General features: G+C 63.8%; 14 protein-coding genes. 6 read left to right on the top strand and 8 right to left on the bottom strand.

Annotated elements, in window-relative coordinates; translation table 11 throughout:
- Nucleotides 1-165: 165 nt before the first annotated feature.
- From EJ072_RS27720 to EJ072_RS27710, 3 genes are all read right to left on the bottom strand, one after another.
- A complete protein-coding gene (locus EJ072_RS27720; RefSeq protein ID WP_126082195.1) occupies nt 166-2,235 on the bottom strand; it encodes a prolyl oligopeptidase family protein in 2,070 nt (689 codons plus the stop codon).
- 72 nt (nt 2,236-2,307) lie between these two features.
- Nucleotides 2,308-3,468, bottom strand: coding sequence for an MFS transporter (locus EJ072_RS27715; protein ID WP_126082194.1), 1,161 nt, complete (start codon nt 3,466-3,468; stop codon nt 2,308-2,310).
- Nucleotides 3,469-3,642: 174 nt separating this feature from the next.
- Nucleotides 3,643-5,550 carry a phospholipase D-like domain-containing protein gene (locus tag EJ072_RS27710; RefSeq protein WP_126082193.1) on the bottom strand — a complete coding sequence of 636 codons (1,908 nt, stop codon included), beginning with the start codon at nt 5,548-5,550 and terminating at the stop codon, nt 3,643-3,645.
- Between the two features lie 205 nt (nt 5,551-5,755).
- Here EJ072_RS27710 and EJ072_RS27705 point away from each other — a divergent pair, with 205 nt between their 5' ends.
- From EJ072_RS27705 to EJ072_RS27690, 4 genes are all read left to right on the top strand, one after another.
- On the top strand, nt 5,756-7,333 hold the full coding sequence (locus tag EJ072_RS27705) for a trimethylamine methyltransferase family protein (RefSeq protein ID WP_126082192.1): 1,578 nt from the start codon (nt 5,756-5,758) through the stop codon (nt 7,331-7,333).
- Between the two features lie 102 nt (nt 7,334-7,435).
- Nucleotides 7,436-10,006 (top strand): FAD-dependent oxidoreductase, encoded by a 2,571-nt coding sequence (locus tag EJ072_RS27700; RefSeq protein ID WP_126082191.1) that lies wholly within the window; start codon nt 7,436-7,438, stop codon nt 10,004-10,006.
- Nucleotides 10,007-10,090: 84 nt separating this feature from the next.
- A complete protein-coding gene (locus EJ072_RS27695) occupies nt 10,091-11,602 on the top strand; it encodes a glycosyltransferase family 39 protein (RefSeq protein ID WP_189343109.1) in 1,512 nt (503 codons plus the stop codon).
- A 17-nt stretch (nt 11,603-11,619) separates the two neighbouring features.
- The gene (locus tag EJ072_RS27690) at nt 11,620-12,960 is read left to right on the top strand and encodes a Xaa-Pro peptidase family protein (RefSeq protein ID WP_126082189.1); all 1,341 of its coding nucleotides are present in this window, start codon (nt 11,620-11,622) and stop codon (nt 12,958-12,960) included.
- Here the strand turns inward: EJ072_RS27690 and EJ072_RS27685 are convergent.
- Both EJ072_RS27685 and EJ072_RS27680 read right to left on the bottom strand, forming a co-directional pair.
- Nucleotides 12,928-13,767, bottom strand: a complete 840-nt coding sequence (locus EJ072_RS27685) for a PhnD/SsuA/transferrin family substrate-binding protein (protein ID WP_126082188.1) — start codon at nt 13,765-13,767, stop codon at nt 12,928-12,930. The two genes, EJ072_RS27690 and EJ072_RS27685, sit on opposite strands and share 33 nt — an antisense overlap.
- Nucleotides 13,768-13,844: 77 nt before the next feature.
- A complete protein-coding gene (locus EJ072_RS27680; RefSeq protein WP_126082187.1) occupies nt 13,845-14,846 on the bottom strand; it encodes a fatty acid desaturase in 1,002 nt (333 codons plus the stop codon).
- Between the two features lie 249 nt (nt 14,847-15,095).
- On the opposite strand from EJ072_RS27680, the gene EJ072_RS27675 reads away from it, so the two are divergent.
- The gene (locus tag EJ072_RS27675; RefSeq protein WP_126082186.1) at nt 15,096-15,953 is read left to right on the top strand and encodes a helix-turn-helix transcriptional regulator; all 858 of its coding nucleotides are present in this window, start codon (nt 15,096-15,098) and stop codon (nt 15,951-15,953) included.
- A 167-nt stretch (nt 15,954-16,120) separates the two neighbouring features.
- Nucleotides 16,121-17,137 (top strand): betaine--homocysteine S-methyltransferase, encoded by a 1,017-nt coding sequence (gene bmt, locus EJ072_RS27670; RefSeq protein ID WP_126082185.1) that lies wholly within the window; start codon nt 16,121-16,123, stop codon nt 17,135-17,137.
- A gap of 9 nt (nt 17,138-17,146) precedes the next feature.
- Here the strand turns inward: bmt and EJ072_RS27665 are convergent, their stop codons facing one another.
- The 3 genes from EJ072_RS27665 to EJ072_RS27655 form a co-directional block, all read right to left on the bottom strand.
- Nucleotides 17,147-17,419, bottom strand: coding sequence for a hypothetical protein (locus tag EJ072_RS27665; RefSeq protein ID WP_245463328.1), 273 nt, complete (start codon nt 17,417-17,419; stop codon nt 17,147-17,149).
- Nucleotides 17,420-17,642: 223 nt separating this feature from the next.
- Nucleotides 17,643-19,835: a VWA domain-containing protein gene (locus tag EJ072_RS27660; RefSeq protein WP_126082184.1), complete on the bottom strand. Its 2,193-nt coding sequence runs from the start codon at nt 19,833-19,835 to the stop codon at nt 17,643-17,645.
- A gap of 2 nt (nt 19,836-19,837) precedes the next feature.
- Nucleotides 19,838-20,395, bottom strand: coding sequence for an RNA polymerase sigma factor (locus EJ072_RS27655; RefSeq protein WP_126082183.1), 558 nt, complete (start codon nt 20,393-20,395; stop codon nt 19,838-19,840).
- Nucleotides 20,396-20,498 lie beyond the last annotated feature (103 nt).

The following is a 20,498-nucleotide window of genomic DNA, read 5'->3' as shown; positions in this document are numbered from 1 at the left end:
CCTCGAATTCAAGTCGTGCCAAGGTGTGTTGAGATTCAGGTCAGGCCGAGCCGAAAATGTCGGTTCCGAGAACCGGAGCGGAGCGTACCTAAAGTACGTGAGCACCGGAAGCGCAGAAAACCGATATTTGCAGGCTGGCATCACCTGAATATCAATACACCTTAGTCAGGCGACGCCGCCGAGCGCACGCTTCAGGAACATGTAGCGCATCGCCGTTTGCGCCGCCTGCGGCCGGCGGTCGCCGCGCCCGCCATGGCCGCCTTCGGTCTCCTCGAAGAACAGCGTCCTCCCGTGGCCTGCCTCCTGCAGCCGCGCCGCCATCTTGCGCGCGTGTCCAGGATGGACGCGGTCGTCGGCGGTTGAGGTCATCAACAGCACCGGCGGATAGGCGACATTGGCCGCGACATGCTGGTAGGGCGAATAGGTGGCGAGCCAGGCCGCCTCCTCCGGCCTCGACGGATCGCCATATTCGGCGATCCACGAGGCGCCGGGCGGCAGTTCGGTGTAGCGCAACATGTCGAGCAGCGGCACGTCAATGATGACGGCGCCGAACAGTTCGGGCCGCTGTGTCAACGACGTGCCGGTAAGCAGGCCGCCATTCGAGCCGCCCTGGATGCCGAGCTGTGCCGCCGTGGTGATGCCGCGCTTGACGACATCCTCGGCAACCGCCGCGAAATCGTCGAAAGCATTCTGGCGCTTGCCTTTCAGCGCCGCCTGGTGCCAGGCCGGACCGAACTCGCCGCCGCCGCGGATGTTGGCCTGGATATACGCGTTGCCCTTGTCCAGCCAGAGCTTGCCGCGAATGCCGGCATAGCCTGGCAGCAGCGGCACTTCGAAGCCGCCATAGCCATAGAGCAGCGCCGGCACCGGCCCGTTCTGGTCGCGGGGCCGCACCACGAAATACGGGATCATCGTGCCGTCCTTCGAGCGGGCCTCGAACTGCTCCGAAACATAGGGCGAGGCATCGAAGCGGGCCGGTTGCGATTTCACGGTTTCCAGCGTCTCGCCGTCGTCGTCCGACCAGATGATCGAGCTCGGCGTCAGGAAATCGGTGAAGGAGAAGGAGACGCTGGAGCCGAAATGCTCGGCATGGCTGATGCCGACATTGCCGTTGTCGGGCAATGCCACCGGCTTCAGCGACCACCCGTCGGGAGTGCGATCGCAGGCGATGACCTTGCCGCGCACATTGTCCATCAGGTTGATGAACAGCCGGTCCTGCGTCCTGGCCAGCCCGGCGATCGAGACACGATGCGCCGGCGCGAGCACGGTTTCGAATGGACCGAACGCGCCCGTGTCGATCCACCGGTCGAAATCGACCGAGTAAAGGCCGTCGGGCAGGCATTGGGTGCCGTCGGGCGCCGTCCAAGGGCTGCGCACGCCGAAGATCAGCTGACCCTTGAAGATCGCCGTGTCGGTGGCGTCGTCGGGCAACGGAATGCGCCGATTCTCGCCCGAAGCCAGCCGCAGGAAACTGTGCGAGGTGAAGAAGTCGAGCGTCTTGCCGAGCAGCACATGCCGCTTGTCGCCGTCATATTCGACGCCGCCGCCAACCGCGAGATGCTGCTTCTCGCCTTCGAAGATAGGCGTCGCGTCGTCGAGCTTTGTGCCGCGCCGCCAAAGCTTGATGACGCGCGGATAGCCGGACTGCGTCTTGTCCTCTTCCTCGAAAGCCGCCGAGACGAGCACCGTGTCCTTGTCCAGCCAGGAAAAGCCCGACTTGGACGCCGGAGCGCGAAACCCGTCCTCGACGAAGGACCTCGTGGCGATGTCGAACTCGCGCAATTCGCTGGCGTCGCCGCCGTCCGGCGACATATAGAGCAGGCAGCGGTTGAAATCGGGATAGAGCCGGCTCGCCCCGCCGAACACCCATTTCACGCCTTCCTTCGCCGAGAGTTGGTCGAAATCGATGATTGTCTCCCATTCCGGTCTGTCGGTCTTGTAGGAAGCGACAGGCGTGCGGCGCCACAGGCCCAGCGCATTGGTCTTGTCCTGCCAGAAATTATAGACGTGACCGGCAAGTGCGGCCCCGACCGGCATATTGTCCTCGGCCGTCATCAGGTCGAGCGCGGTCTCGAAGGTCGGCTGATAGGAAGGATCACTCTGCAATTCGGCCACCGTCAGCGCATTCTGGCGATGAACCCAGCCCAGCGCTTCCTTGCCGTTGCGATCCTCGAGCCAGAGGAAGGGATCGTCAGCCGCCAATTCAGGCTGGGTTTTGGTCATCGTGCTGGTCATGCAGGTCTCCATCAGGCGCCCCGCCTACATCGCGTTCGCTGCTTGGATATTCAAGAGCCGTGTTAAGATCGACTACAAAACCCGCCGGCGCACGACCGTCGCCGTCGCCAGCGCAGCGCAGATCGCGCCGAGCGTGATTGGAAGCCCGGCGGCGCCGATGACATCCATGACACCGCCGGTGAGCGGCGGCACGACGATGCCGCCGAGGCCCCACATCAGCGAGAAGGCGGCGTTGCCGGCGACCAGCGCCGAGCCGGTGAAGCGTTCGCCGAGCTCGATGATCGACATGGTGTAGATGCCGTAGGAAACGGCGCCCCAGATAAAGACACATACCCAGATCAGCGGCGTCTCAATCAATACCGGCAGAAGCACGCATCCAAGGATGGTCACGGCGACGCAGCCGAAGCGCACCAGGCGCGCCGTCAGCTTTTCGGCGAGCAGGCCGAGCGGCACCTGCATGGCGATGTTGCCGGCGATCATCACCGACAGCAGCGCCGACATACGCGCTTCGGGAATACCGTGATGTGTTCCATAGACCGGCAGCAGGGCCAGGATAGCCTGCTCGAAACCGGCCGCGACGACGACCGCCGACAGGAGCAGCCAGGCCAAGGGTATGAAGCCCAACACCGAAACCTTGTTCTCGGCCTCCTCGACCTTGGGCAGGCGGCGCACCACCGCGGCCAGGCAGGCGCCGCAGAAGAGGAAGGCGCCGATGCCGACCAGGAAAGGCGGCCAGCCTTCGGTGCCGACGGCAAGCAGGCAGAGCGGCCCGGCTGCAAAGCCGGCCGAGATGATGGTGGAATAGATGCCCATGACGCGGCCGCGCCTCGCCGGCGGCGCCAGCGCGATCACCCAGATTTCGCTGAGCACATAGAGCGGGTTGGTCACCACGCCGATCAGGAAGCGCAGTGGGAACCACAGATAGACATTCTGCGTCCAGCCGACCAGGGCCAGCATCAGCGCCGAGAGCGCCGCGCAAGTGAGCGCGGTGCGCCCCGCTCCGAAGCGGCGCGCCAATGCCGGAATTGGCGGCGAGGAAACGATGAAGCCGATCGGCGTCATCGCCGCCGACAGCCCGATCATCGCCGGCGAAACGCCTTGCCGCTGCAGGATGAAGCTCAGCAGCGGATAGGAAAGCCCTTGCGCGATGGCGAACACCGACACGGTCGCGATCACGCCGGTGATCGCGGCCCACTGCACCCTCTCGCTGCTCTTTGAATCCGCCGCGCTCATGGCTGTCCTCGGCTGGCAGCCTTAGCCGTTCGCCTGGGCAGCCGTAAGCCCTCGCACGCGAAAACCGCTTGCTCCAGCCAAGCCCTGTCAGGAGCCTCGGCCGGGCCGGCCAGGCCGGCGGCGAAATCCGCTTGCGTCAACGGCCGCTCAAATGGGCGGGGCCGGCGGAGGCTGCTATGGGAAGTAGCGGGCGATGGCTCCCTTCTTGCCATCGGCATAGGGCTTCAGCCATTTGTCGTCGACGGAAATCCCGTCGTCGTCCGAAGGCCCCTTCCCGATCGTCCGGCGCCAGGCGCGGAACTTGTAGTGGTCGAAGACATCCAGCATGTGCACCGCGTAGGCGGCGGCAAACGTCTTGTCGCCCTCCACGATCACCAGGTTCTCGTCATTCTCGTAGGAGGCCTTGTAGCCGAGGTTGTGGCTGCCCGTGATGACGGTGGCGTTGTCCTCCATCGGATCGATGATGACGATCTTATCGTGCACGATGGCGTGGCCGACGGTCAGCACTTCCGCCTGGAAATCGCGGGCGATCGTCGCGCCGGTCAGGTTCGCCGCCCTGACGATCGAGACGTTCGGCGCCTCCCAGACCTTTTCCGGGAACACGAAGGGCGACTTGCCGTCCTTGTTCGACTTGTGGGTGACCGGATCCTTGGTAGGTGCGACGTAGTTGGGCATCGCCGTCTCGTCGCTGATCGCCCCCTGCACGATCAGCTTCGGATCGGCTTTCGCCGCCGCCACCGCTTGGTCGACGATCGAGTTCTCGCCGAGCTGCGAAGGATTGAACACGAGAAACAGCACCGCGCGCTTCGCCGCCTTGATGCGGGCGAAGACGTCCTCGAGGTCGACCGGGCGCACCGAGATGTCCTTCTTGTTGCGCTCCGGGTCGTTCGGCGAGAACCACACCGTCATGCCATTCAGCGCTACCGTCGCGCCGTCGAGCGGGTTCGCCATATGATTGTCCTTGCGGAACGGCACGCCGTGGGTCTGCGCCACATGTCCGGCGGCGCTCTCGCTGGCCGGCGGCGGGAACACGTCGGTCTTCATCCGCTCCCAATAGGCATTGAACACCTTGGCCATTGCCGGATCGTCGCGGACGAAGGCGTTGTTCGACTGGCCGCAGATACCGGTCGAGGTCCAGTTGGTGCTGCCGGTCATCACCGCCCGCGGATCGCCCTGGGCATCGCGATAGACGGCGAATTTGTTGTGGCCGATATGGTTGTTGTTGAACAGGCGATCGGTCACCACGACGCCGGCGTCATGCAGGCGCTTCCTGAACGGCGCGTTGCCCAAGTCCCATTTCCCGGTCTTGTCGTCCCGGCCCGAATTGGAAAGGATGACCTCCACCACGTCCTTGGCGGCGATGATCGCGTCGCACAATTCGTCATCGCCGAGCTCGTAGAGCGCAAGCCTGACAGTGCCGCCTTCGCTCTTGGCCCGCTTCATCAGGCTGGTAAGCACGTCAGGCACATCGCCATGCAGGTACGCGCGTATCTTGCTTGCCGGGTTCTGCAGCTCGGCTCTGATCTTGTCGCGCTGCCCGACCTTGATGCCTGCTTCCGCCAGCGCGCGCGACATCCATTGCGTCGACAAGACCCCGTTGGTGAAGGCGACCCGCGCGTTGCCGAACATTTGCCCCAGGAAAATCGGCGGACTGACGGCGCCCTGCCCGAGATAGCCGAGCGGACGCGGAGCACCCGTATAGGCAGGCTTGCCGTCCACGACCTGGTCGGGACGCACCGGCACCGGTTCGAGGCCCGGCTTCATGTCGCCGACGGGGCGTACGCGGTAGGCAATCATCTCGCCCTCCGGCCTGAGATGGATACTGTCGCGGCGCCGGCGCACCGTCAGGTCGCGCCAGAACGTCTTCTGCACCGGCCACACCCCGGTGTCCTGCGGTATCCATCTTGGATTGCGCTGTCCCTTGAACGGCACCCACGCCGCCAGGCAACGCTCCTCACCGCTATCGGGATAGAGGCGGACGATCTCGAAGCCGAGGCAACCCGGGATCATCCCATCGATATCCCATGCCAGGAACGCGACCTCGTTGTTGGTTGCCGCGCGCACTTTGATGACGTCAGGCATCGCTATCCCCCTCAAGATGCTCGGCCTGCAAGTATAGCACAAGTAAAAGACGGGAATGTAACAGGCTTCACGCAGCGAAACGGCAGGCGACCGGTTGCCGTCCCGTCATGTCGCTTCCCTCGCCCTAGTGGTCGCCGCCTCCTCACCGGCTGCATGGCCGCCGGTCCATTATGCCGGCCAAATACGTACCCTGACGAGGCATTTCATGACCGCTGCCCTCCATCCCGCCGAGCCGGCACCGGCTACCGATCGCGCCCGCCGTGGCGGCCGCGCGGGCAAGCGCGCCGGCGGCGCGGCCGCTTTCGAGCAGCCCGCCTTCCGGCAGTTGAAGAACCCGCTGACGCCGACCAAATTCGTGTCCGACGACGAGTTGGAATCGATCCACCTCGCCTCGCTGCGCGTGCTGAAGGAGATCGGCGTCGACGTTCTGCACGACGAAGCCCGCCGCATCATGAAGGCGCACGGCGCCGATGTGCGCGAAGGCTCGGAGCGCGTGCGCTTCGACAGCGACATGATCCTCGAGCTCGTCTCGCACTGCCCTTCGGAATTCACACTGCACGCTCGCAACCCGGCGCATAATCTGCGCTTCGGCGGCAACAACGTCATCCTGTCGATGATGGCCTCGGCGCCGAACTGCTCCGACCTCGACCGCGGCCGCCGGCCCGGCAACCAGGCGGACTACCGCAACTTCCTGCGCCTGGCGCAGATGCACAACATCCTGCAATGCACCGGCGGCTATCCGGTCGAGCCGATCGACATCCACCCCTCGGTGCGGCACCTGGAGTGCATCCGCGACCTCGCCATGCTGACCGACAAGGTCTTCCACATCTATTCGCTCGGCAAGGAGCGCAATGTCGACGGCATCGAGATCACCCGCATCGCCCGCGGCATCAGCCGCGAGCAGCTAATGGCCGAACCGTCGGTCTTCACCATCATCAACACCAATTCGCCGCTCAAGCTCGACGTGCCGATGATGGAAGGCATCATCCAGATGGCGAGCATGGGCCAGGCCGTGATCGTCACCCCGTTCACGCTGTCGGGCGCCATGGCGCCGGTCACGGTCGCCGGCGCGCTGGTGCAGCAGAACGCCGAGGCGCTTTCCGGCATTGCCTTCGCGCAGATGGTCAAGAAAGGTGCGCCGGTCGGCTATGGCGGCTTCACCTCCAACGTCGATATGAAGTCCGGCGCGCCGGCCTTCGGCACACCCGAATACATGAAGGCGCAGCTCGTTGGCGGCCAGCTCGCCCGCCGCTACAACATCCCCTACCGCACCTCCAACACTTGCGCCGCCAACACGGTCGACGCGCAGGCTGCCTATGAGAGCGTGTTCTCCCTCTGGGGCGCGATCCAGGGAGGCGGCAATCTGATGATGCACGGCGCCGGCTGGCTGGAAGGCGGCCTGCGCTGCTCCTACGAAAAGACCATCCTCGACATCGATCTTCTGCAGATGGTGGCCGAGTTCCTCACCCCCCTCGATCTCTCCGAGGACGCGCTCGGCTTCGACGCCATCCAGTCGGTCGGCCCCGGCGGCCATTTCTTCGGCACCCAGCACACGCAGGAGCGCTACAAGACCGCCTTCTATTCGCCGATCGTCTCCGACTGGCGCAACTTCGAGACCTGGACCGAGGCCGGCTCGCCGACGGCGATGGAACGCACCAACAAGGTGTGGAAGGAGCGCCTTGCCTCCTACGAGGAGCCGTATATGGATCCGGCCATCCGCGAGGAACTCAACGATTTCGTCGAAAAACGCCGCGCCGAAGGCGGCGCGCCGACGGATTTCTGATTTTCTGTGTGAGGATGAACAGTCGACCCCCACTCCGTCGAGCTTCGCTTAGACTCCACACCAATCATTCGATTCAGTCTCTGTAAAAACGGACCTATCTTCATGAAATCCCATGTAAAAGCGGTTGTCATCGGCGGCGGCGTCGTCGGCTGCTCGGTGCTTTATCACCTCGCCAAGGCCGGCTGGACCGACATCATGCTGATTGAGCGCTCGGAGCTGACTTCCGGCTCGTCCTGGCATGCGGCGGGCGGCTTCCACACGCTGAACGGCGACCCCAACGTCGCCAAGCTGCAGGCCTATACGGTCCAGCTCTACAACGAGATCGAGGAGCTTTCCGGCCAGTCCTGCTCGCTGCATCTGACCGGCGGCGTCATGATGGCCGATACGCCGGAGCGCATGGACTTCCTGCGGTTGGCTCACGCCAAGGGCCGTTATCTCGGTATGGACACCGAGCTGATCACGCCCTCGGAAGCCAGGGCCATGTTCCCGCTGATGGACGAGAAGAACTTCGTCGGCGCCATGTGGGATCCGGTCGAAGGTCATCTCGATCCGTCCGGCACCACCATCGCCTATTCCAAGGCGGCCAAGAAACTCGGCGCGGAGATCGTGCTGCGCAACCGCGTCGTCGATCTGACGCAGCAGCCGGACGGCACCTGGAACGTCGTCACCGAGCAAGGCACGGTCCACGCCGAGCATGTCGTCAACTGCGGCGGCCTGTGGGCGCGCGAGATCGGCCGCATGGTCGGCGTCGAGCTGCCGGTGCTGGCGATGGAGCATATGTACCTGCTCACCGAGCCGATGCCGGAGGTCGAGGAGTTCAACAAGTCGACCGGCCGCGAGATGATCGGCGTGCTCGACTTCAAGGGCGAGATCTACACCCGCCAGGAGCGCAATGGCATCCTGCTCGGCACCTATGAAAAGGCCTGCAAGCCGTGGTCGCCGGTCAACACACCGTGGGATTTCGGCCACGAGCTTCTGCAGCCCGACATCGACCGCATCGCGCCGTCGCTGGAGATCGGCTTCAAGCATTTCCCCGGTATCGAGAAGGCCGGCATCAAGCAGATCATCAACGGACCCTTCACCTTCGCGCTCGACGGCAACCCGCTGGTCGGCCCGGTGCAGGGCCTGACCAATTTCTGGTGCGCCTGCGCCGTCATGGCCGGCTTCAGCCAGGGCGGCGGCGTCGGCCTGGCGCTCTCCAACTGGATGGTGCATGGCGATCCGGGCTTCGACGTCTGGGGCATGGACGTCGCCCGCTTCGGCGAATGGGCGACGCTGCGCTACACCAACGCCAAGGTGCGCGAGAACTATTCGCGCCGCTTCTCGATCCGCTTCCCGAACGAGGAACTGCCGGCCGCCCGCCCCGCGCAGACGACGCCGCTCTACGACACCATGCTCGCCAACAATGCGGTCATGGGCGATAGCTGGGGTCTGGAAACCCCGCTCTGGTTCGCGCCCAAGGGCACCGAGCCGAAGGACATCGTGTCCTTCCACCGCTCCAACGATTTCGGCCCGATCGGCGAGGAAGTGCGCGCCACGCGCGAGAAGGTCGGCGTCACCGAGATCGCCAACTTCGCCAAATACGAAGTGTCCGGCCCGGGCGCGGAGGATTTCCTCAATCGCCTGATGACGAACCGCATGCCGAAGGTCGGCCGCATCGTGCTGACCCCGATGGTTAACGAGTTCGGCAAGCTGATCGGCGACTTCACCATCGCCAAATCAGGCGAGGATCGTTTCATGATCTGGGGCTCGTCGGCCGCGCAGAAATACCATATGCGCTGGTTCGAGAAGCACCTGCCGAAGGATGGGTCGGTGCGCATCCACCGCTTCGACCAGACGCTGGTGGGTCTCTCCATCGCCGGCCCGAAATCCCGCGACCTGCTGCAGAAGCTGGTCGATGTCGACGTCTCGACCAAGGCATTCCGCTTCATGGACTTCCGCGAGATGGCGGTCGGCGGCGCGCCCTGCATGGTCAACCGCATCACCTATACCGGCGACCTAGGCTACGAAATCTGGATGGCTCCGGCCTATCAGCGCCTTGTCTACAAGGCGATCAAGGAGGCGGGCGAGGAATTCGGCCTCGTCGATTTCGGAATGCGCGCGCTGCTGTCGATGCGTCTGGAAAAGAACTTCCCGACCTGGTTCCGCGAGCTTCGCCCGATCTACGGTCCCTTCGAAGGCTCGATGGATCGCTTCATCAAGCTGGAGAAGAACGACTTCATCGGCCGCGAGGCGTCGGCCAAGGAGCATGCCGAAGGACCAAAACTGCGGCGCGTCTCCTTCATCGTCGATGCCGTCGACGCCGACGTGATGGGCGACGAGCCGATCTGGGCCAAGGTCAGCAAGGGCTATGGCACGGTCGAGAAGCCGCATGGCTACGGCGCGCCGCGCTTCGACGAAACGGGCAAGGAAGTCCGCGGCTCCAAGGCTGCCGAAGGCGCCTCCGCCGTGCGCGGCATCGTTGATGGCGAATGGCGCGTCGTCGGCTGGGTGACGTCGGGCGGCTATGCACATTCCGTCCAGAAGTCGATGGCGCAGGGCTACGTCCCTGCCGCTCTCGCCGAGGACGAAAGCGCTGGCCTGTTCGAGATCGAGATTCTCGGCCACCGCCGCCCGGCCCGCATCAATCTCGAGCCGCCCTTCGACCCGAGCGGCGAGAAGATGCGGACCTGAAGCCCCACGAATTGTTGGATCGCGCCGGTTGCTGTGGCATGGTCGATGCCCCGCTACCGGCGCATCAGCATGAGAAGACCCCCCTTGCGGCAGCTAGAGAAATGGACCGATTGGCTCTGCGATGGACAGGTCGGTCCATTCAGCGCCGCGATCGCGTCGGTCCTCGTCTACTGCCTGACGCAGATCGTGGCGATGACGCTGTTGTCCCATGTCGCGGGCACCGGCGTCGGCGTCGACGATTCCGAGCAGCTGATGGAGATGCGGTTTTTGGCCGCCGGCTACGGCAGCTCGCAGCCGCCTCTATACACCTGGCTGGCGATGCTTGCGGCCTCTGTGGTCGGAACCAGCGTCCTTGCCCTCAAGATCGTCAAATATGGCTTGCTGGCGGCGGGGCTGACCGCCTATTTCACCGCCATACGCCGCCTCGGCTACTCGAACCGCGCCGCTGCCGCCGGCATGTTCGGGCTGCTTCTGTTTCCTCAGATCTTCTGGGAAATGCAGCACGCCCTCGCCCACTCGGTCGCCATATTCTGTTTCACCTCGGTGCTGCTTCTGGCGCTGGTCGAGGTGGAAAAGCGGCGATCGGCCGTTGCCTATGCGTTTTTGGGCCTGGCGACGGCGGCCGCGATGCTGTCGAAATACAACATCATCATCTTCCTTGCCGCCCTGTTCCTGGCATCTCTGTCGGTCCGCGAAACGCGTGAGGCGATCTTCGACCGTCGCTTCCTGATCAGCGTGGCGGTAGCGATCCTTGCCTGCCTGCCGACGCTTTATTGGAGCCTCACCCATTTGGACGATCTGCTCTCGCACCAGGGAGGCCTAGGCGTCGCCAAAGGCGGCAGCATCGCGAAAACGGCACTTCTCGGCATCCGCAGATTGGCCAATGCGATCGTCAATTTCGCTGGATTGCCAGTGGCGATCTTTGCCGTCGCCTACGGCCTGGCGACAAGAAAACAGACGGAACCGCCTCAACCGGTGCGGTGGCCGGAGAAACTGTTATGGCGAGCGATCGTCCTTGGCCTTGTGGTCATGGTGACGGTCGTGCTGGCGGCCGGCATCACTCAGTTTCGCGACCGCTGGATGCTGCCCATCTTTATCCTCCTGCCGGCGGCTCTTGCCATGCGCTTCGACGCCATGGGCCAGAGGGGCCGCAAGACGCAAGCCACCATCGTCTTCGTGGGTGCTCTTCTTGCCGTCCTTGTGCTGCCGCTGAGCTGGTACATGCATCTGCACGGCGGCGACAGCCGCGGAGGCGTGGTGCGTATGGATTACCGTTCGCTTTACGAGCAGATCAACGCTGACGGACCGGTCAAGACCGTGGTGTCGAGCTGGTTCTGGGTCGGCAATCTGCGCCTGGTCGACGCCGATCTCATCGCGCTCGATGACGAGACACCGGACTTCGCCCGGTCGATCCGCGAGCCGGCGGTGCTTGTCCTGACCGATGACAGGGAATCCTCCTCGGACGTCTTCGAAGAGTTGGCGAGAGCCGGCTATGCGATGGACACTGTCCACCGCACTGTCGAGGTGCCGCAGGCGCTCGGCTTTCCGCCGCGCAAGGTCACGATCACCAAACTGCATAAGAAGATCGCGCCGTAAGGTGTGTAGAGGGACGAATGGACAAGCTGGGCTTCGGCCGCCATCGCAAGATCATGCCCTTCGAGCCCGGCTCGGTCGATGCGCTGCGCGCGGCCTCGCGCGACAAGGCGGCCTCGCTCAACCAGCATGTGCTGGGCTATGGCGCGACAGCCGAGGCCGAATGGGCGGCTGCAGGCGCTGCCGCTCCAAACCTGGTTGCCATGCGGAGCTACCGGCTCGAGCGCATCCGCGCCGAGCTGAAGCGCCGCGACTATGCCGGCGCCCTGCTCTACGATCCGGTCAACATCCGCTACGCGACGGATTCGACCAACATGCAGCTCTGGGTCGCGCACAACCCGACGCGCCACTGTTTCGTCGCCACCGAAGGCCCGGTGGTGCTGTTCGACTATTTCTCCTGCGAGCACCTGTCCGACCATTCGGGCGTCGTCGACGAGGTGCGGCCGGCGGTATCGTGGATGTATCTCTACAGCGGCGAGTTGACCGATGAGAAGGTCCGCCGCTGGGGCGGCGGCATCGCCGAACTCGTTGCCGAGCATGGCGGCGGCAATCGACGCATCGCCGTCGACCACATCAACCCCGAAGGCGTCGAGGAGCTCGCCCGCCGCGGCATTGCGATCGGCAATGGCGAGGCGGTGATGGAGAATGCGCGCCTCATCAAATCGCCGGACGAGATCCTCGCCATGCGGCGCTCGATCATCGCCTGCGAGGCGGCGATGGGCGAGATGGAAGCGGCATTGAAGCCTGGTATTTCCGAGAACGAATTGTGGGCGGAGCTGCATCGCGGCAACATCGCGCGCGGCGGCGAGTGGATCGAGACGCGGCTTCTGTCGTCCGGCCCGCGCACCAATCCCTGGTTCCAGGAATGCTCCTCGCGCGTCATCGAGAATGGCGACCTCGTCGCCTTCGACACCGACCTGATCGGTCCCTACGGTTTCTGCGCCGATCTCTCGCGCACATGGCTTTGCGGCGACAGGCAACCCTCGAACGAGCAGCGGGATCTGTTCCGCATCGCCGCCGATCAGATCGCCCATAACACGGATCTGATGCGGCCGGGCATCTCCTTCCGCGATCTCGCCGAGCGCTCGGCGGTGCCGCCGGACGATTGCTACCCCACGCGCTACGGCGTGCTCTATCACGGCGTCGGCCTGGCGGATGAATATCCGACGCTGCCGCATGCCGGCGATTGGACCGACGACACGCCGGACGGCGTGCTGGAGCCCGGCATGGTGCTTTGCGTCGAAAGCTATATCGGCAGGCTTGGCGGGCACGAAGGCGTCAAGATCGAGGAACAGATCCTGATCACCGAGACCGGCAACGAGAAGCTGTCAGCCTACAAGCTGGACGAACGGCTGCTCTGACGCGCCGCCTTCGATCGCCGCGACGGCCTCCCGCATCGCGGCGATGATCGGGGCCGGGGTGGTCCTGGCGGTGATATAGGGCAGGCCCTTGCGCCGCGCTGTCCAGCCGACGACTTTGACGCCCCGCGCGGCCGGCTCGAAGCGCTGCGCCAGCGCCCAGCTTCCGCAGTCGATCGCCGCGATGTCGGCCCTGCCCTCGGCGATGGCGATGATCGACGACCGGTGGCCGCCGCTCTCGCCGCGCGAGGCGAAGATATCCAGGCTTTCGCCCATCGCCTCCAGGTCGCGCGTCAGCGCGATCAGCCCGGACATCGAATCCGGATTGTTGAAGATGAAGCGCTTGCCGCGCAGAAGATCGAGCGGGATCACAGCCTTGCCATCCTGCGGTGAGGCAACCGAGAATCCGCCATCCGCGGCCATTACCAGCGCGCTGGAATAAAGTTCGCCCTGCCCGCCCTCGAACGCATCGTAGTTCGGCTGCGCGATCACCTGCACATGCCGGGCAAGGCCGAGTTCCATCGGCCCCCAGCAGGTTTGCCCGAACAGAAGCGCCGGGCTCAGCCAGAGCTGGTGGAAATCGAACTCGTCCGGGGGCAGCGTCGCCGGGTCCGGCGCGATCACCTCACCGGCGGCGTCGAGGATCCCCCCGGGCACCGGCGGCAGATCACCATTGCGGCGCACGACCGTTTCCGGCGCCTCGATGCCCCTTTGCCGGAAGGCGTCACGCAGCCGCGCCCATTGCACGTCGACCTCGCCCCGCGCTTCGGGCCAGTCATACATCGGCAGGGCCGCAACGAACTTGCTCATGTCGAACAGCTTTCAAGGACAGGCGATCTTCGGCGCCTGCATTCCGCCACGAAGAAAGCGAGCGCGGAAAGTCGAGATTACTCTTTTGGCGGCTCGGCCGGAACAGGCGCCGTGCCAAGCCCGCTCACATTGCGTGCCCTGACGCGCGGCTTGAAGGCGCGGCCCGGCTCCGGCGTGCGGCGCAGCACCGGATGGACGACCGGCTCCTTGGCCTTGAAAGCGTGGGCCTTGAGCATCGCGAAATAGTTCGGATAGGCATAACCGTTGTTCATCCGCAGCCACTCTTCGCGGCGCTCGCGAAACAGCTTTGGCAACCTATACCAGGCAATGGTCGGGCTCTTGTGATGAATGAAATGCAGATTGTTGTTCAGGAACAGGAAGGAGAGCGGCGAACGCTCGACGATCACCGTGCGCCCCTCCGGATGCTCCGACCACTGGTGCTCCGCATAGGTGCGGATCGAGATCAGCGACTGGCCGAACCACACCGGCACCAGGATATAGAGCCAGAGAGGAATGCCGAAGCCAAACGTGACGATCGGCACCGCAACCGCGAGACCGATGGCATGCAGCAGCCAAGCCTTGCGGATCACCTTGTCGCCGGCAAGGATCTGCTTGGCGTCGTCGATGAAGAAGCCGACCGAGGACAGCAACGGTCCGAGAATGAAGCGGCCGACCATCGTGTTGTTGATCTTGAGCAGAAGCTTCATTGTCGGCGGCAGTTCCTCGTGCATCCAGAGCGCCTGGTAATAGCTCTCCGGATCGTCGAGCGGATCGGTCAGCCGCTCGTCCGCGTGATGACGAAGGTGGATGGTCTTGAAGCGGCGGAACGGCCAGACCGTGCCGATCGGCAAAAAGACGAAGGCTTCATTGATCCTGGCGTTGCGGGTCGGATGGCCGTGCGACACCTCATGCATCAGCGAGGATTGCAGAGCCAGGATAAAGGGCAGGATGGCAAGCGCCAAAAGCGGATAAGATGGCCACAGCAGGAAGCCTATTGCGAACCACGCACCGTAGCAGAAGAGAATGAGGCAGACTGTCGGCCATTCGATTGCCGGTGCGTTTTTGCGTCTCTTGTTCATGCCGGTATTCGTGCTTGCCATGCTATCGACCACTGCCTTCCAGTCGCCGGAACCAACCCGATTCCTGACAGCATTGTGTCAGGAGCCTATCGTTGCCGCAACGCGACAAAGCGAACAAACTGTTGCGAGTGCGCATTTTCAGCCGCATATGTTATACATTGTAAACAAATACGAGGATTCATTTCCGCCTGAGCCATGTTCAAGACGCTCCCGGCGCAAATTTTTCCTCTCCGAAGCAGGAGCAGCGTGATGGACAAGCGCGATCTGTCGACTCTCTTCCGGGAGCGGTTGAAAATGCTCTTGACACGATCCGACCTCAACCAATCGGCCTTCGCGGCAGCGGTCGGCATCGACCGCTCGGCATTGTCGCAGCTCCTGTCAGGCGCCTCGACCCGCCTGCCCCGTGCCGAGACGCTTCTCAACATCGCGGCCGAGTTCAAAGTGTCGCTCGACTGGCTGCTGGGCCTCTCCCACGACGAGGGCGTCACCGGCGAGATTAGAGAGAGCCTGGAGATCGAGGAGGCGCCGGACGGTTTTGACCGCACGCTGCTCGCCAAGTGGCACGCCGAGGCGGCAGGCACGAAAATCCGCTACGTGCCGGCAGGCATCCCTGACCTTCTGCGCACCGAGGCGCTGATCGAATATGAGGCCGGGATCACCAACAAGAGCCGCGAGGCGCAGGCCGGCGAAACGCAATACCGCATCGACTATACAAGGCGGCCGGAGACCGACATGGAGGTCTGCATGCCGCGCCACACGCTGGAGATCTTCGCGCGCGGCCTCGGCGTCTGGGATCGTTTTCCCGAAGCCGAAAGGCGCAAGCAATTGCTGCACATGGCAGCCCTCCTCGACGACCTTTACCCGACCTTCCGCCTGTTCCTCTATGACGGACGCATGCGCTATTCGATCCCCTACACGATCTTCGGCCCCTACCGCGCCGCTATCTATGTCGGCGACATGTATCTGGTGTTGAACGCGACCCAGCCGATCCGCACCCTCACCAGCCATTTCGACAATCTGATCCGCGCCGCCGACATCAATGCGCATGAGGCGGCGAGCTTCGCGCAGAGGCTGGCCGCGACGTCCTTCCCGTCGGGCTCCTTCTGAGCGCTTGCCCTGCCCGGTCGACCACCATCCAACCAATGGTGAGGCCTGCATCGAAATCGATGCCGAGATCAATCCGGCCTATAAGGTCTTCTCAGCCGCAAACGCGTTGACTGGACATAAAGACTTCTTTATATCGTTATTTGAATTCGAACACGAAAGCAAAAGCCATGACCGCGACCAACCCGATTGACGCATTGCTGGCCGAAAAGGGCGTGCTCCTGGCCGACGGCGCCACCGGCACCAATCTGTTCGCCATGGGTCTCGAGGCCGGCGAAGCGCCCGAGTTGCTTAATGAAACTTCGCCCGAGACGATTGCCAGCCTGCATCAGAACTTCGTCGATGCCGGCGCCGACATCATCCTGACCAACTCCTTCGGCGGCACCCGCCACCGGCTCAAGCTGCATCATGCGCAGGACCGCGTGCACGAGTTGAACAAGCGCGCCGCTGAGATCGCCCGCTCCGTCGCCGACAAGGCCGGCCGCAAGGTGATCGTCGCCGGCTCCGTCGGCCCGACCGGCGAGTTGCTGGTGCCGCTCGGCGCCCTGACCTATGACGATGCCGTCGATGCCTTCGCCGAGCAGATCGAGGGTCTCAAGGCCGGCGGCGCCGAAGTCGCCTGGGTCGAGACCATGTCGGCGCCCGACGAGATCCGCGCCGCGGCCGAAGCCGCCATCCGCGTCGGCCTGCCCTATACCTATACTGGTTCCTTCGACACCGCCGGCCGCACCATGATGGGCCTGCTGCCGAAGGACATCCACGCCGTTGCCGACGGCCTGTCGCAGGCCCCGCTCGGTGTCGGCGCCAATTGCGGCGTCGGCGCTTCCGATATCCTCGCTTCGCTGCTCGACATGACCGAGGCGAAGCCGGAGGCGACCGTGATCGTCAAGGGCAATTGCGGCATTCCGGAATTCCGCGGCAGTGAAATTCACTATTCAGGCACGCCGGAGCTGATGTCCGATTATGTGCGGCTGGCGGTCGATGCCGGCGCCAAGATCGTCGGCGGCTGCTGCGGCACCTCCTTCGCCCACCTTGCCGCCATGCGCAAGGCGCTCGACGGCCACACCAAGGCCGAGCGCCCGACCGTCGCGACGATCGTCGAGCGCATCGGTCCGATGCGCAACAAGACCGCAAGCGCCGGGGACAGCGGCGAAGGCAGGCGCGAACGCAGGCGCAGCCGCGCCTGACGGGCCTGTCTATTTGCTGTTTTCGGCGTAGCGCGACAGCGCGGTGTTGAAATCGACGACGTTCTCGGAATTCATTGTCGCCAGCGCGCCCGACGCGCCCGGATCGCTGATCTGTTCCAGCATGACGCGAAAACGGTCGTTGTTGAGCGCCGAAAGCGCCGTGTTGCGGGCGGCATCGACATCGCTTCGAATTCGCGCCGAATCAGCCGAAGCCGCTGACGACCCCCGCACCGGCGCATTGGCCGCCGTCGCGTTCGCATTGCCGATTGTCGTGATATGCACTGCTGGTCCCTCAAATCTATCAGCACTGACTAACAGACGCTGATTGCAATGATGTTCCGGAAAAGCCGCGCAATTTAACGATTGCAAAAAAGGCCGACGGGACAATGCATGTCGCCCAGAAGTGTGCAGCGGTTCTGGGGCAACGACATGCATCAAAAAAACCTAAGCGCGTCGCACCCGCGACGCGCTTAGTCCCGCCGGCCTTCGTTCAATTCGCAACGCCCTATTTATTACCGTCCAGCGATGAGGCCAGGCGCACCAGCGACAGGAACTCCGCCCTGTAGCCGAACGGATCGGCGCCGCGCGCGGCGTCGGCGATCTCGGCGATGCGGTCATAGCCGAAATTCGCCGTCTGGTCCTCGTCGCGCAGCTTCTGCCCGAAGGCCGCGACGGCCACCGAGAAGCGCTGGTCGGCGCCGGCCGCGTCGAAGGACGAGACCTCATTGGCGGCGGTCACCGGCGTGGTGATCAGCTTCGAGACATTCTCGCTCGGCAGCTTGTAGCGGATCTTGACGAAGGCATATTCGTCGGCATTGGCGACGCCGCCATTGTCGACCTTGGCCTGGCCGTAGCGCAGCGGATCGACCTGCTCGCCGCCGCTCCCTTTCGGCGTGATTTCATAGACCGCCGTCACCGAATGGCCCGAACCGATATCGCCGGCATCGACGCGGTCATTGTTGAAATCCTCGCGGTTGAGGGCTCGGGTCTCATAACCGATGAGACGGTATTCGGAGACCTTGGCCGGATTGAACTCGACCTGGATCTTGACGTCCTTGGCGATGGTGAACAGCGTCGAGGAGGCATCCTCGACCAGCACCTTCTCGGCTTCGGCCAAAGTGTCGATATAGGCGGCCGTGCCGTTGCCGTTCTGGGCAATGGTCTGCATCATCTGGTCGTTGAGATTGCCGCGCCCGAAACCGAACACCGAGAGGAAGACGCCGGTCTTGCGCTCCTTCTCGATCGTTTGCTTGAGATCGTCGTCATCGGTCTGGCCGACATTGAAGTCGCCGTCGGTGGCGAGCATCACGCGGTTGACGCCGTCCTTGACGAAGGATTGCTGCGCAAGCTTGTAGGCTTCGCGGATGCCTTCCTCACCGGCCGTCGATCCGCCGGGCTCGAGATTATCGATGGCCGCAAGGATTTTCTGCTTTTCCGCCGCCTTGGTCGGCATCAGCACCGTGCCGGCATTGCCGGCATAGGTGACGATCGAGACGGTGTCGTCGGGCTTGAGCTTGCTGACCAGCAGGCGAAAGGCGGATTTGAGCAGCGGCAGCTTGTCCGGCTCGTCCATCGAGCCCGACACATCGATCAGGAAGACGAGGTTGGCCTTGGGCTGCTCGGCCGGCTTCACGTCGAAACCCTTGATCGCGACATGCATGAGCTTGGTGTGCTCGTTCCACGGCGTCGGCATGACGGTGACTGTCGAGTTGAACGGCGTCGCGGCCGAATCCGGACCCTTCCAGTCGTAGGGGAAGTAATTGATCATTTCCTCGACCCGGACGGTGTCCGGATCAGGCAGGCTGCCTTCCTTCAGGGAGCGCCGCACGAAGGAATAGGAAGCCGTGTCGACATCGATCGAGAAGGTCGAGACCGGGTCCTGCGCCGTTTCATGCACCGGATTGGTCTTGAAAGTCTCGATGCGGTCGCGGTTTTCCTCCTGCGGCTGCATCTGGTCAGCCGGCATGGGCGCGGGCTGCACCATCAGCTTAAAATCGGCCATTGCCGGAGGAGACGCCGGGATCGCCGCCGCTACCCCTGCCGGCGCCTTGTCGGCTCGCTCCAACTCGTCGGCGCTCCGCTTGGGGGAATAGCCCGCAATTACCCCGACCCCGTCCTTACCGCCGGTTGCGAGTTGGCCACTCTCGGCTGGCGCGGGTTGCAGGGCGGGCTCGGCTTCGGGCGTTGCCTCCTGCTTGAGCAGGTTGTCGACCTCGGTCGCCGGCTCGAGCGGCGTTGCCGGCACCATTTGTGAATTGGTCCGGGTCTCCGCGTCCGCGCCGGTCTTCTTCTCCTTCGCCGGCGCAGCCGGCAGCGGCTCGTTGATCGCCGGTTGCATCGGCGCGGGCTTCTGCGCTACCGGCTTGTCGGCCACCGTCTCGGTGACCTTGCCGTTGCCGTTAATGAAGGGCGGCTGTTCCTTCAGCATCTCGAAAGCGGCATATCCGGCGATAGGCAGTGCGACCAGCGCGGTGATGGCCGGCGTGGCAATGAGTTTCCGTTGCATGATGTCTCTCCAGAGCTTTTGTGCTCGCTCCGTGAGACGAAGGCCTGCGGACGTTCCTTGGGGGGCCGTCGAAGTTTTTTCATCGAGGTCGAACGCCTGCATTGCGGCGGCCATCGCACGCGCCTTCGCTTCGCCGTCCGGCGCCGGCACAGCGATGTCACGCAGCCTTTCGAGTTCGTTGTCGTCGACCATGGTCACACTTCCCCGGCTGAACGCATCAGCAGCTTCAACCGTTTCTTCGCTTCATGGATGTGCCAGGAAACCGTCGTCTCCGAGATCGCCATCACCTCCGCCGCCGCCGCGTGGTTGAGACCTTCGCCATAGACGAGCAGCACCGCATCGCGTTGCTTGTCCGGCAGCAGCCGCACCGCCGTCCACAACGCATCGGCGGGATCGTCCGCTGGCACCTCGCCCGCGATCGACGCATAGGCGCCATAGGCATCGGCCTTGGCGGTATCGCGGGCGCGCTTGCGCATCATGTCGCGCGAAGCATTCAGCGTCATGGCATAGAGCCATGTCGTGAAGGCGCCATTGCCCTGATAGTCGCGGATCGCGCGGCCGAGCCGCACGCAGACATCCTGAGCAATGTCCTCGGCGTCGGCCTTCCTGCCGCACCAGCGATAGGCGGCGCGATAGACGAAGCCATAGTGCCTTTCGACCAGTTTGCCGAAAGCCCCCCTGTCTCCGCCCCTCGCCCGCCCGATCAACTCGGCATCGGAGGCTTCGCTGTCGTCCAGCATCATCGCCGTCATTTGCCCGTTGGACGAAGGCTAATGGCCAATCCTTGGGGCGATGAAAAGATTTTTTTGCGGCACCACTTTTTCCTTCTCTCCGTTCCACGGGGAGAAGGTGCCC

The organism is Mesorhizobium sp. M2A.F.Ca.ET.046.03.2.1, from assembly GCF_003952425.1.
Lineage (GTDB): Bacteria > Pseudomonadota > Alphaproteobacteria > Rhizobiales > Rhizobiaceae > Mesorhizobium.
Note: the sequence above shows the minus strand (reverse complement) of the source record. Positions and strands in the feature narration are given on the sequence as shown.